This is a genomic window from Coleofasciculus sp. A1-SPW-01, from assembly GCF_040217205.1.
Classification (GTDB): Bacteria; Cyanobacteriota; Cyanobacteriia; order Cyanobacteriales; family Coleofasciculaceae; genus Coleofasciculus; species Coleofasciculus chthonoplastes_A.
In genome coordinates this window covers 19165-32609 of the sequence record NZ_JAVJNP010000021.1, presented here as the reverse complement: position 1 = coordinate 32609, position 13445 = coordinate 19165, and the positions used below count along the sequence as shown (strand labels likewise).

General features: G+C 45.4%; 12 protein-coding genes. 7 read left to right on the top strand and 5 right to left on the bottom strand.

The features are described 5' to 3' along the window. Positions 1-12: 12 nt before the first annotated feature. Positions 13-204, top strand: coding sequence for a hypothetical protein (locus RH949_RS03780; protein ID WP_157453413.1), 192 nt, complete (start codon positions 13-15; stop codon positions 202-204). On the opposite strand, the gene RH949_RS03775 is transcribed toward RH949_RS03780, so the two are convergent. From RH949_RS03775 to RH949_RS03760, 4 genes are all read right to left on the bottom strand, one after another. Beyond that, complete coding sequence (locus RH949_RS03775; protein ID WP_446351969.1) at positions 150-1886, bottom strand: glycoside hydrolase family 9 protein; 1737 nt, start codon at positions 1884-1886, stop codon at positions 150-152. The genes RH949_RS03780 and RH949_RS03775 overlap by 55 nt on opposite strands. Positions 1887-2106: 220 nt before the next feature. After that, positions 2107-4083 carry a glycoside hydrolase family 9 protein gene (locus RH949_RS03770; RefSeq protein WP_006105830.1) on the bottom strand — a complete coding sequence of 659 codons (1977 nt, stop codon included), beginning with the start codon at positions 4081-4083 and terminating at the stop codon, positions 2107-2109. A 618-nt stretch (positions 4084-4701) separates the two neighbouring features. Further along, complete coding sequence (locus RH949_RS03765; protein ID WP_446351968.1) at positions 4702-5688, bottom strand: Acg family FMN-binding oxidoreductase; 987 nt, start codon at positions 5686-5688, stop codon at positions 4702-4704. Between the two features lie 270 nt (positions 5689-5958). Continuing rightward, positions 5959-6225 (bottom strand): hypothetical protein, encoded by a 267-nt coding sequence (locus RH949_RS03760; RefSeq protein ID WP_006105795.1) that lies wholly within the window; start codon positions 6223-6225, stop codon positions 5959-5961. A 156-nt stretch (positions 6226-6381) separates the two neighbouring features. On the opposite strand from RH949_RS03760, the gene RH949_RS03755 reads away from it, so the two are divergent. The 3 genes from RH949_RS03755 to RH949_RS03745 all read left to right on the top strand — a co-directional run bounded on the left by RH949_RS03755 (position 6382) and on the right by RH949_RS03745 (position 10252). Next, entirely contained in the window at positions 6382-8505 is a 2124-nt protein-coding gene (locus tag RH949_RS03755; RefSeq protein ID WP_446351987.1) for an NAD(P)/FAD-dependent oxidoreductase, read from the top strand. Positions 8506-8516: 11 nt separating this feature from the next. Then, positions 8517-9041, top strand: a complete 525-nt coding sequence (locus RH949_RS03750; RefSeq protein WP_446351967.1) for a hypothetical protein — start codon at positions 8517-8519, stop codon at positions 9039-9041. 134 nt (positions 9042-9175) lie between these two features. Further along, complete coding sequence (locus RH949_RS03745; protein WP_446351966.1) at positions 9176-10252, top strand: WD40 repeat domain-containing protein; 1077 nt, start codon at positions 9176-9178, stop codon at positions 10250-10252. A 121-nt stretch (positions 10253-10373) separates the two neighbouring features. Here RH949_RS03745 and ntcA read toward each other — a convergent pair whose 3' ends face one another. Continuing rightward, positions 10374-11045 (bottom strand): global nitrogen regulator NtcA, encoded by a 672-nt coding sequence (ntcA, locus tag RH949_RS03740; RefSeq protein WP_044210879.1) that lies wholly within the window; start codon positions 11043-11045, stop codon positions 10374-10376. A gap of 288 nt (positions 11046-11333) precedes the next feature. Here ntcA and fabI point away from each other — a divergent pair, with 288 nt between their 5' ends. The 3 genes from fabI (at position 11334) to RH949_RS03725 (ending at position 13316) form a co-directional block, all read left to right on the top strand. Then, positions 11334-12110 (top strand): enoyl-ACP reductase FabI, encoded by a 777-nt coding sequence (fabI, locus tag RH949_RS03735; protein ID WP_446351965.1) that lies wholly within the window; start codon positions 11334-11336, stop codon positions 12108-12110. Positions 12111-12235: 125 nt separating this feature from the next. Further along, positions 12236-12715, top strand: coding sequence for a type II toxin-antitoxin system antitoxin SocA domain-containing protein (locus tag RH949_RS03730; RefSeq protein ID WP_446351986.1), 480 nt, complete (start codon positions 12236-12238; stop codon positions 12713-12715). A 1-nt stretch (position 12716) separates the two neighbouring features. Beyond that, the gene (locus RH949_RS03725; protein ID WP_446351964.1) at positions 12717-13316 is read left to right on the top strand and encodes a type II toxin-antitoxin system PemK/MazF family toxin; all 600 of its coding nucleotides are present in this window, start codon (positions 12717-12719) and stop codon (positions 13314-13316) included. Positions 13317-13445: the final 129 nt, after the last annotated feature.

The window sequence follows — 13445 nt, the reverse complement described above, 5'->3', positions numbered from 1 at the left end:
AGCTAAATTGTTGTGGGGAATTTTTTATTATCACAATCCTCATCAACGGAATGCGATCGCGCTTCGGTTAGGGCGCACGTCTATGCGCCCCTACGGGATTGTGGTATTGTTATCCCCATCAACGGGATGCGATCGCGAAGACAGCGCAACTACGAACCTTCCGCCATCACCATCCCTATCAGTGCGATCGCAGGAGCATTATAATCAATCGCATATTCGTTCGTGGCATAAGATCGCTGATCATCCACATAACTTAGCGGACCCAATCCTTTCGGAGCAATTCCATCCTGGGCTTCTGTATTCGCCCCCCCTACCATTAACCCAGGAATCACCGTTTTTTTCGCGACAGCAACTCGGTGATGGACATTGCGGACTGAATTTGACCCCACAGCCGTAACAAAGGATAGATTAAAATGATTGCGTCCTAACAAATAATCTAACTGATCCACCGCCGCCTGATAATACGCTTGATTCCCGGTCAGTTTATAGGCATAAAACAAGGTAATTCCTTCCTCCGCTACCATCTTATTCGACGCCCAAATAAACTTATCCAGTGCCAAGCGATAGCCACTGCGATTCACCGTATCCAGTAAACGATCTGCCCGTTCTAATAACTTCTGCTTCATTTGCACCTTCAGATTTTCTGAACCTTGCTGACGCGGTTGCCACAGATAATCTGCCATCCCCAAAGCCGAGGGATCTTTCCATTCAAATAGAGTATAAGGCAAGTCAGGAAGCTCTTGTTCTAAATACGCCGCAAAACTTGCCTCTCCTGTCGTAATCAACAACTCTGCTGCCGCCCAAAAACGGTCATCTTTATCTGTCTTTAACGACGCTTCCGTATCCCATTCCCCAGCTAGATATTTTCCTGAACCACTATCATCGCCCTCAACCCAATCCACACGCATTGAGGGCTCATTTTGCAAAAATCCCCAAGCTTTTTGCGCCGCTTTTAAATAATTCTTCGCCAACAACACATCATAGTCTGAATATACTCGCGCTGCCATAGCTAACGCGGCGGCAAACTTCGCTGTTTCTGGTGTGGAAATTCCATAAATATAACGCGGTTGGATATCTTCATTCGGTAGAATCATGGGGGGCCATTCTTTCCCCGAAAGCTTGCGATAAACTGCACCATCGCGCCGTTGCATCGTCAGCATCCAATCCAATCCCACCTTCATTTCATCCAGCAAATCGGGTCTGCCATTTCCACTTTCAGGAATCATCAATTGGCGGTCAGAAAATAGCGACGGATATTGCTCATATAAACTTAATAAACGACCCACCGTTACCGCTATTGGTCCCACATATTTACCAAAATCGCCCGCATCATGCCAACCCCCTTGGGCGCGTTTCATTTCACCCGCCCGATGCATATCATCGGTATGGGCAAAGGTGCCATCATTTAAATGACAAGGAGAATGACCAATTCCATTAATAGAATCTCGTATGGCTACCCCGCAGCGTTGTAAATAGTAGGAACGTAGCATTTTGTTGAAAGCATCTTGATAAATAGCCTGACCAATCTCAAAGGGATAAGACTGAATCTCTCCAATTTTCAGATAATAGCGTCCGGGGCGGTTGAATGAGGTGAAATCAATCCGTTGGATACTATCTTGACTGGCTGTATCTTGTCTCGGCGCTGACAACTCAGTCTCGAAAACCGGACGGTTATTTCGGACGTTAATTAATTGGACGGGATTGGTGGTAGAAAAATTGGAATTGAGTAAAAAGGCTACCTTAGGATGGGTTGGTGAATATCCAACTTGATTAATCAAAAGTTTACTTGGGTTATCTGGGTTTACCGTTTGCGCTTGTCCTTTAGCCCAGAATCCATACACCATCGATATTGCCCAACCGAGGAAGAAACGTCTATCGATTTTCATGAGATTATTCCATCCTATTCATTTACAGATTTTAATCTGTAGACGCACCTTTAATCCCTAAAAGATTAATCACCTAAAGGTTTAAGGAGAGAGCGACCCGACTCAAGTCAGGGCGGGTTTTGTACAAATGTTATTATCAATAGCTGCACGAAAGTCCCTAAACCCGCCCCTACACACTCACGCACTATACCCTCGAAAGTCGTGAAGCATCAAAACTATTTCACCCATCTTGTGGCGGTTCAACTCCCCAAATTAATTGTCCACTATTATAAACCGGAATATGAGTACGTTTGCCCTTCCCGGCTTGTTCTAATATCTCTTGGTACGACCAATCATTAGTCATAGTCCAGATACCTGTCGGCGTATTCACCTGCAATTGGACATCTTTTTTATAATAAGCTTCTCCTCCAGGATAGAGTTGTGTCCCATCTACATCCACCTGAATGTAGTAAATCGTTGGCGAATTTTGCCAAGGATTAAGTCCAGATACCGTTATTCCCGATTCAGGATTAGCATTAACTTTGATATCGCTTGGGTTTCCTCCGGCTTCTATCACCTCACTACTATCAATAAAATAGCGAAACGATAAATTAGGAATAATCCGGGCGGGCCACGCGGATTGGTTATAAATGGTAGCTTGAACCTCCATCAAATTATCACTCAGTTGATTCCCTTGCGCCTCGACAAAAAATTCATCACTTCGTTGTTCTGGTTCCGGAAAATTGGCTAAGGGTTTACCCCCATATTTCTGATAAAGTTTCGCCACAGCACCCGTAAATCCGGCATTATAATCTGTGGCAACTTCAGTCATCTGAAAATTAGACCGTTCATCGATGTAATTATCCTCCTGATCCGGTCCGCCAACTAAAGCGCCATACAAAATATGTCGCGTTTCTTCTGGAATTTCTTTACTATTTGCCCAAGAACCATGGGCTGTTCGATGATGGGGTTGTCTGGGTGGGTTATTGCCAAATCCGACCACATAACTGCGCTGATCTGGATTCGATCCTAACATATAATTAATCTGCCGTTCGGCAAAGGCATGATATTTTCGTCGCGTCCAAGCCGAGTCTACTGAGTCCCCATAAATAAAGGCTAAAAATGCAGTTTTTGCCGTATATCTTAACGAACCCCATTCATCCAGCCAAGCCAGTCCTCCTGGAGTATAGGAGACGTGTTGCCACTGACAGCGATCGCACCAATAGTCTAACCAACGTTCGGCGTCTTGTCGATACTTGGTTTTCCCGGTTAATTCGGCTAATAAGACATAACTGCCATAAGATTTATCATCCCAGGTATGCGTCCAATTATAAGCGAGAGTCGCATTAGGTTGATCCCTTAACTGCTCATAATAGGCTTCAGCTTTTTGTAAATACTCCGGTATTTGTGTAGCTCGATAAAGCCATGCTGCACCCCAAACCAGTTCATCGGTATACCCACTGGATTGATAATACTCCGCCGCCTCGGTAATACAATCGGAATAATTGCCCGGATATTGCTCAGCAAAGTCGTAGAGTTCCTGGGCATGTTTGAGCAAAGTTTGGGCATAATTCGCATCGGTTGCTTGAAAAACCATAGCTGAAGCTGCCATCGCGGCGGCGGTTTCTCCAGCTAAATCAGAACCCGGACAAGTGGCATCAATTTTATAGGAAGGACGCTCCATCGGCATCACCTCCGCTGCTCCCCACCACCCATGATCTAAACTTCCTTTACCCACCTGACCCCACAACACTGTTGGTGCAGGATGAGCTTTAATAAAATAGTCATTAACCCAGCGTAAATTATCCAGCATGGCATTATATTGACCACTTTGTTTGTAAGCGTCTTCGTATTCAATCACGCCCCAAGCCAAAAGCGTAGTTGAAGCTGCCATGGGAAAGCCAAATTTTAGATGATCCCCGGCATCATACCAGCCTCCGGTTAAGTCAATCCCATTATCTGCACCATCAGTTAATGCCGAATCCCCCCGCCATTCCACCCGATTATTGGCAGGCAGTTTTCCGGATCGCTGAACATCATAAAAATAGACCGCTTTTTGTAAGACTTCTCCGTAATTGTACTGATTTCCTGCTAGAGAGTCTTGACCCAAAACATTGAAGACACCGAACATCCAATAGTGAAGGCAATTAAAGGTTAAAATAAAGACCGTCAGTAAAAAAATGAGCAGGAATTTAACCAGAGTACGGGCTTTAAACATAACGTTGGGGTTATCCAGGTTAATCTCATGCTAGCTTAGTCAGTTCCTGAAGCCATCAGAAAATTCACTCAATTGCTAATTTTTTATGAAATCTTTAATTAAGATATATTTTACTGGACAAAGAAAAATACCTTGGCAAACGCTTTAGCTTATCTAGGGCTTGCTGCACAAGACCGAAACCCTTGGCTACCAAAGCTTTGAGTAGCATGAACATTGGCTCATCTTCAAAGAAAAAGGATAAAACCCTTTCATACCTTTGCACCATTATCAGGGAAAATGTATCATTGCTTCCCCCGCTCCCTCTGCTTCCCCTGCTTCCCCTGCTCCCTACCCCCACCACAATACTTATTCAGCAGCCCCTATCTAGAGCGTCGGTTAAGTATTCCTAGAAACCGGGTTTCTCGTGAGGATGACGACGCCATATTAACCTTTCACCCAAAGAAACCCAGTTTCTTGACCGAATTTTTCCTCAACAGTGTACTATTCGGATCTACCTTTATCCCTCATAATCGTCCGGATAGTGTGATACCACATCTGCTTCAGGAATCCCCTTTATCCCGTGCGTACTTTTCCCTTGAAGCCCTCTGCCATTTACCTTCTACACCTGTGCAATCCAACTCAACCCCCATCTATCAGCACCTCCTCAAGGGGGCGACGCGGTGAAGTGGGCATGGCTTGAGCATAACCAATCCGTAGTAGTAACAGGGGTTGTGCTTCCTCTAATCCCAAATAGTTCTGGAATTGCCGTCGCACATCTAACACTTCGCAGGGCATATTAATGTGCGCGTGTTTAATATTCAACGAACTTGCTGTGAGAGCCACACGCTGGAAACTGCGTCCCAAATTTACCCAATATTTTTTATCATGCTTTTGGGCAATAAATAACATCAGTGCTGAGGAACTCTGAATCAGTTTTTCGCACCGCTTCGCTTCACCTTCTGGAGGGGCTAATACTTTCATCAGGGTTTGACCCAACCAGCGAGGTATGGATACAGGCGGAAAACCTAAAGCTGCCGCAATTAAGCCATCCTGATGTGAGGTTATTTCATGCTGATTAAAGCGAATCCAGGAAAGGAGTTCATTAACAAACGCCGGATCATTAAACTGGTGGCGATTCCCTTGTTTAACCAAGTCAGTAATCTGTTCAATATCGTCAGCCTCCGTAAATACTCTTAACTGAATCCCGTCTTGAGTATTTGCCTTTTCCAACTCTTCTAAATCTGTTCGAGGGATTTTCCGACTATCATAAGCGCAACGAGTGGATTGACGTTTAGAAATAGTGTGGAACAGGGCTGTATCCGGAGGATGGGAATTGGGGTGTAAATGAACCAGCAAACAATCTTGGGCTTCTCCATCAGGAAAATACTCAACATCGCCGTTGAAACCGCTATGCTGTGCCGCAATCAACAGATTTTCCAAAGCACAACCTAAACTGATAAACAGCGCATGGTCATCAGGGTCTACTATAGGTAGACGACGGGAATAGTCCGGGTAAATACGGATAGTATTGGTATCAATAGAAAATTTCCAGGGTTGGGTGTTGTGACCCGATGGTGCTAAGGTGGCGAGGCGAATCAGTTCTCTGGCTTCCGGCTGAGAAATCATGGTTAAAGTAGTCGGTACAATTAACGTCCAGTGATGAGTGTCGTTATTGTAGTAGTTTCATGTTGTAGGTTGGGTTGAGGTATGAAACCCAACAAACTCTAGGCTCGCATCCCTGACTACCGAACCGTGACAAAATAGGCGGCAAATACCCACTAATCAACTGTCAACAGCCACCAGTCATCAGCCACCAGTCAGCCGTCAACACTAGAATTACAATAATGACGCGATCGCAACCTGGGGTCAAGCGATGATTGACACCGCTTGATATCCTCAAGAAACCGAGATACTCCCCACCGCCTCTATGGATGGCAGAATGTTCCAGGCTTGGGCGACAATATCACTAAGCCAGCGTCGTTGTGCCTGATCTAAGACACTATCTTCCGCTAGCACTTCAGCGGTAAGCTCGTCTAAGGACTGTCCTTGAGAACGGGCAATCTGAATGACACCGGCAATTGCCGCTGCTACTAATTCTTCGTTCACTGGTTTTTGACGGAGAGCCGTCATTTCTTGGGGACTAACTGGGATGGGATAATTCATGGCGAGTTAACAAAAGCACCCTAATTTACCGAAAATGAGAAGAGTGTAAACTTTTTTTACTAATATTAAACCAATCAGTATCCGGAAGTGTAGCGTATTTTGCTTCAAGTCACCTCCGTCATCTTGCGTAATTCCTCAGCGAATCAGATCACTCAGATGAAAGAACTTCTCTACGTAGAAATACCGAACCCCGATACCGACGCTGTTCGCACCTGGTTGCAGCAGGACTGGTACTTTGAGCTGGGGAAGAAAACGATAACCCCGGATGGAATCCTGGTACAAATTGAACATGCGTCTTCAGCCAATTCATCTACACCGATTTACGTCCCGATTCCGGAAATCTCCATTTTTGTTTGGTCGGTGCAGCGAACCACCTACTTGAAAGCCTTTCGCTGTTGCGATCGCGCGATCGCGGGAGAACGGCAATTACTCCAGAAGCTGACAGGGGATTTACGCCGTCAGTTTCCCTATCGCTATCCTGAACCCCCAGAGGTCGATTTATCGCAACAGTCGATCTTTGAGGCGCTAGCGCCCTATTATCCCCAGACGGTTCATTTCTTCCAAAAAATGCCCAAAGGGGAATATGACCTCAACCGCGTCTATTGGTGGGAAAAACGATGGCGCGAAGGGGTGCGGAATCCACAGCAGCCTAAACAGGTTGTGTTTAAGACAACCGAGGAACCAACACAGCTTCGAGGACACAGCTACTCCAATTCAACCTATGACCTGATTTACATCGGTGGCGCCCTGGGAGTCATTCACGCCGCCGTGATGGCACAACGGGGGTATCGAGTTCTACTGGTAGAACGATTACCCTTTGGGCGCATGAACCGAGAATGGAATATTTCCCGGGCTGAGTTTCAGAGTCTCATCGATTTGGGGTTATTTACGCCCGATGAGTTTGAAGCCATGATCGCCAGAGAATATATTGATGGCTTCAACAAATTCTTTGATGGCAACAATCCTCCTCATCTAAAAGCACCTGTACTACATACACCAACAGTACTCAATGTGGCAATTGATTCAGAGAAATTGTTACATTTATGTGGAGAAAAGTTACAAAAAGCCGGCGGTGACATCTGGGATGAGACGGAGTTTATCCGGGCAGAGATCACGCCAGAGGAAGTTGTCGTCAGTCTACAGCATTTGCCCAGCCAAACCCCTCGACAAGCCAGAGGACGACTTTTAGTCGATGCCATGGGCACCGCTTCCCCCATCGCTTGGCAACTGAATGGGGGCAGGGCGTTTGATAGCGTCTGCCCCACCGTCGGTGCGGTGATTGCCAGTGGGTTTGAGCCAGGGGTGTGGGATTCTAACTATGGAGACGTTCTCAATAGCCACGGCGACATTTCCCGGGGACGGCAGTTGATTTGGGAACTGTTTCCGGGGGCGGGGGAGGACTTGACGATCTATTTGTTCCATTACCATCAGGTGCATCCTGAGAACCCTGGCTCTTTATTAGAAATGTATGAAGACTTTTTTACAATTCTGCCAGAGTACCGCCGCTGCGACATGGAAAAATTGGTGTGGAAGAAACCAACATTCGGCTATATTCCTGGACACTTTAGCATCAGCAGTCGCGATCGCACGGTGGCGTTTGATCGGCTGGTTGCCATTGGGGATGCGGCTTCCCTACAATCGCCTCTGGTGTTTACCGGATTTGGTTCCCTTGTGCGTAACCTATATCGGTTAACCGACTTACTCGATACCGCCCTACGCCATAATCTCCTAACTGCCAACGATTTAAACCAAATTCGCGCTCATCAAAGCAATGTTGCGGTCACTTGGCTCTTTTCCAAAGGCATGATGGTGCCAACCGGGCGTCATTTGCCTCCCCAACGGGTTAATGCCATGCTGAATACCTTCTTTGGGCTTTTAGCGGATGAACCGCCAGAGGTTGCTGATACGTTTATTAAAGATCGTTTTGATTGGTTAACCTTCAACCGACTAGCATTAAAAGCAGCCAGACGTAATCCTGCCCTGATTTTTTGGATTTGGGACATGGCAGGGACAAAGGATTTCTTACGCTGGATAGGTAGTTACTTCACGTTTACTCGCAATGCTATAGTGAGTGGATTCCTTAAAGGGTGGTTCCCGAATCTGATTCGCCGCTTACAACCCTGGATTGAAAAGCATTATCCCGCCCTATGGTTGCGACTGTTAGCCCAATATTATGCGATAACAACGGGGATGGGACGTCCGGAACGGGTGCAACACCAAGCATTAAATCCAGATGAATTAATGACCCATTCAGGTCAAAATAAAGCCTTTAATTCTTAAGGGTTCAACCCATGCCCATCCTACCCGACAATGCCTTTACCATTCAAACTCACGAGCCATTACCGGATGTTATTGATAAGCTCAATGCTCACATTGAAGCGCCCAAAACATTTCGCTGGACTTTTTCTCGTAACCATGCACCCTATACCGGAAGAATTTCTAGTGATGGGTTTGAGGTGCGGCGAATTATTCATTACCAAAACTCATTTTTACCCACAATCCGAGGGCGATTTGAATCGGGATCTCAGGGAACGGTGATTCGCATCACGATGAGGTTACATCCTTTGGTTATTGGGTTCTTAGTGTTTTGGTACTTAACCTGGTACAGCGCCACTATCCCACTATTTCTGTGGAGCATTTCTTCGGGGGATGGGGTTAGAGTTGAAGGCTTGCTGTTTTTAGGACTACCGATTTTTGTATTATTTACTTTCTGGTGCTCGTTTTGGTATGAGGCAAATCGCAGTCGCCGCGAGTTAACCCAGATTATTCAGGGAGAAGGGAGCATCCCGTTTTGGACAAAGCATTATCTCAACTAACGCAATTGCAAAGGTTTCAGTCCCATTCAAAGAGGCAACGTGCCAAATTGGGATGCTCCCAGGGAGAACCCCTTGAGCCGCCCAACTCTAGTCATAAAATCAGTCGCTCTTGGTTAATCAGAGGCGTCTTGTTTGTGGTAGTTACTACCAATATTTTATGGCATCTCGATCAGTTTTTCCCATCACTGAAACAGAAGACACAACCTGTCGAGCTGAAATCTTGTTCTCAAAATGCAACAAAGTCTCCCTACTGTAATTTGTCTGTCTTTCGCACGTTTACGGGACATCCGACTGTCTTGGCTCTTGTCATCAGTGCTGACGGTAAAACCTTAATAAGTGGTGGGAAGGATAAGGCAATTAAAGTGTGGGACTTGCAAACTGGAGCCTTGAAAAAAACACTCCAGAGTGATTCGGGTGTGATTCAGGCGCTCGCGATCGCGCCCGATGGTAAGGTGGTTGTCAGTGGTAGTGGCGATCGCATGGTTCGGATTTGGAATATGACCACTAACCAACCGCCTCAAGTCCTCGCGGGACATACTGATACTATCAATGGGGTTGAGATTTCATCTGATGGAACGAGGATTATTAGTCGCAGTTATACTGAAATCAAAGTCTGGGATTTGGCAACAGGTAAGCTAACGCTAACCTTACCCAATTCGCCGTCTACTGAAATCAAAATTGGTCCTGTTTTAATCGAAGACAACTCGCCACGCTTCTATCCTCGTGTGATTAGTTCTAATGGCAAAACAGCACTGGTTGAATTGGGTGTGGGTGGCAAACTTGTGGCGTGGGATTTACTCACTAACCAGCAAATTATCCTCCAGAAAAAATGGTCGGACGGTTTTGGGTATATGCACTCGGCGTACATCAGTGGGGATGGGAAGACAGCCGTGACAATTTACTATCGCCAACCCGTGACGGATTTGAGAGTATGGGATTTAACGACGGGAATGCTGAAAGCTGAAGGACGTGTGTCTTCGACGAGAAACTATTTCGGGTATGATACCTTTGTTCTGAGTCGCGATCGCATTATTGGCAGTACCGATGAAGGGATTAAGGTGTGGAATTTACAAACAGCGGAGCTAGAAGCTACTTTAAAGTATGAAAAAATGAGTAATCTGGTTGTGAGTTCGGATGGTAAAGTCTTAGCGGGACTAACCGGGAATTCAGAGAATCAAGACTCCGAAATTCAAGTCTTGCGGCGTCCCTAAACCGGACATCTCCATTGTCAGCGCAATGCGGCTTAAAGTTCATCAAATGAAACAAGCTGAAGCCTGTCGCCTTCAAAATTGATGAACCTGAGCCATAAATAAATTAAATTGTCTACGACGTCTATGTAAACTGCTGACTCAGCACTACAGGGTTGTGAACCGTGATTTTTTTCTTTTGAATAGAAATCATTTGATCCGTTCGCAAATCCCCCAGTAGCCGAGTGACGGTTACTCGTGTGGAGCCAATCGCTTCCGCGATCGCTTGATGGGACAGCTTCAAGTCAATGGTAATCCCATCCTTACCAGGGACACCGAAGTCACGGCAGAGAATCAATAAAAAACTGACCAAGCGAGATCCCATATCCCGGTGAGCTAATGTCTCGATCATCATTTCCGTCTGTAAAATCCGCGAGGACAGTCCCTGGAGCATCAACATGGATAGCTCTGGGTTGTCCTTGAGCGCTTGCTCTACCTGGTCAATCGGAGCTGAAAGCAGTTCAACCGGGGTAAACGCCACCGCATGGTAAAACCGATCAGAGCGGTGACCTGTAATCAATGACAATACCCCAAAGACACTATTTTCCCGCAACAAGGCAACTGTAATTTCTTCACCCGCCTCATATACCCGGGAAAGCTTCACAGCGCCTTTCATGAGAAAGTAGACCCGTTCAGCGGGATCTCCTGGGAAAAAAATAGTTTTGCCCCGCTCAAAGGTTTCAACAACGGGAGGAAATGAGCTTCCGCCGATTTGACGGAACACAGCTGCTAACGGTCTATCTTGCATTACGACCATACCTATTACCCTTGCGCCAAAGCCTTACTGACTTCTAAGTGATCGCCGATGAAGCTTGAGACTCCAAAATCGGCTCAATGAACGATCTCTATATTGTATTCAAGAATACTTAATCTGAGTCCCAATAGGTTTTTTGTACCAATTGTTACATAATGAGGTGAGATGTCAACGGACACCTGATGAATTGAGTTGATAGCTAACGGTTTGGCGTTATCATACAACGAACATCGCCCAAACACGGTTATTCTTTAACGAATTGTTTTATTGTCTTGAAGAATTAAGATACCTATGCTGAATTTGACTGGAAAGAATGCCCTAGTGACTGGGATTGCCAACAATCGATCAATCGCCTGGGGCATTGCCCAACAGTTGCACCAAGCGGGTGCTGAGTTGGGAGTCACCTATTTACCCGATGAGAAGGGACGCTTCGAGAAGAAAGTCAGAGACTTGGTAGAACCCCTACAACCTAGTGTCTTCTTACCCTGTAACGTCCAGGATGATGCTCAAATCGACGCCACCTTTGAGGCGATTGAGAAGCAGTGGGGCAAACTGGACATCCTCATCCATTGCCTTGCCTTTGCCAATAAAGAGGACTTATCTGGAGAGTTTAGCCAAACCTCGCGACAAGGGTTTACCACAGCCTTAGAAATTAGTACCTATTCCCTGACGCGATTAGCCGCCGCTGCTAAACCCTTAATGAAGGAGGGAGGAAGTATTGTCACCATGACCTATCTTGGCGGCGTGAAGGTGATCCCCAATTACAATGTCATGGGGATTGCCAAGTCAGGATTGGAGATGAGCGTCCGTTACCTCGCCGCCGAATTGGGACCGAGTAATATTCGGGTCAATGCGATTTCCGCAGGTCCAATCCGCACCCTAGCATCTTCAGCAGTGGGCGGCATCTTGGATATGATTCATCATGTGGAGCAGGTAGCACCCCTACGGCGAACCGTTACCCAGCTAGAAGTTGGCAATACCGCCACCTTCTTATCGAGTGATCTCGCCAGTGGGATCACGGGTCAGGTTTTATATGTTGATGCTGGATATGAAATTATGGGGATGTAATTGGATGCCTCGGTCAAGAAACCGGGTTTCTTTGGGTGAAACTTGATATTTCTGTCATCTTCACGAGAAACCCGGTTTCTCATAATACTTGACCGACGATCTAGACATCAGCATTAAAAGGAATGATGTTGGAGCAACTCATCAAATATTTTGTCTATAAGACAAAAGGGCATATCACGAAAACACAGCTCGTTAATTTTTTATATTTGGCTGATCTTTATACGGTTAAATGGACAGGAAAGCAGCTTACTGAATTAAACTGGTGTTACTACCACAATAGTCCCTGGCATGAAGATATAGACACAGCTCTCAGTCAAATGGACGGGAAAGAGATTGCCCAGGAAGCTGAAGGCAGGATCACCTTTATTAGACTAGGTATAGAAGCAGATATCACAACTGATATAAATTTACCTTTGGGTCTAAAACTAATGCTTGATAATATTAGAAGAGAGTGGGCTAGTGCAGCAAAATTTGAACAGTTATTAGATTATGTACAGAATACGGCTCCAATGCTGGAAATGAGGCAAATTCATAAAGCCGAAGAAAAAGTTAAGCTTAATTTAAACGCCGAACGAGAAAAATTGGTGAGTGAGTTAGGATTGTAAAATGGCTGGACAAAAACCTCGGCAAGGATGGATCTACGTGATTAATCCTGATCGTGTTTCTTTGCGCTGTAAGCAGGGTCATGTTCATATTTATGATTTAAAAGAACCCAGTCAGATCGAGTGTAATCATAAAGATTGTACAGAAAAGCTTAATGCTAGTCGAGTTTTGAGAGGCAGTCATCCTCACCTCGTTTGGACAAGTGAGCAATTTAGAAATAACTCGGATGACATACAGACATTTGCAATTATTCCATTGAGTTCACGAGAGATATACAAGGGTTTACCAACGGTTTACCCGATTAATCCAACTCAAAGGAATGAGCTTGATACTGAATATTATGCTTTAATACATCAAATATACACTGTTGATAGTACCTGTTTTAAAGATTCTAACCATCATTGGTTGAAGCGCATAGGACAGTTAGACAAATCCGACAAAGAGGCGATAGAGAAACGATTACACTATTTTTTGGTAATACAAGATAACCCTAATAGTGACTGGTTTTCACAAAATGCCTCTCCAGAGCTGGCTAAAAAGGTATTCTATCAGTTATCTGAAGATGAGCGAAACAATCTCATCGATGAATTTCTAGGTTTTTGATAAAACAACAGTATTCTCAAATCTTATTTGACACTCCCCGCCTTAAGCTCTCCGATGGACGAGTATTTTTCCTTCATCGGGTAAGTTTGCTAATCGGATGCTCTCATAGCACAGTCAAAAAAAACAGCA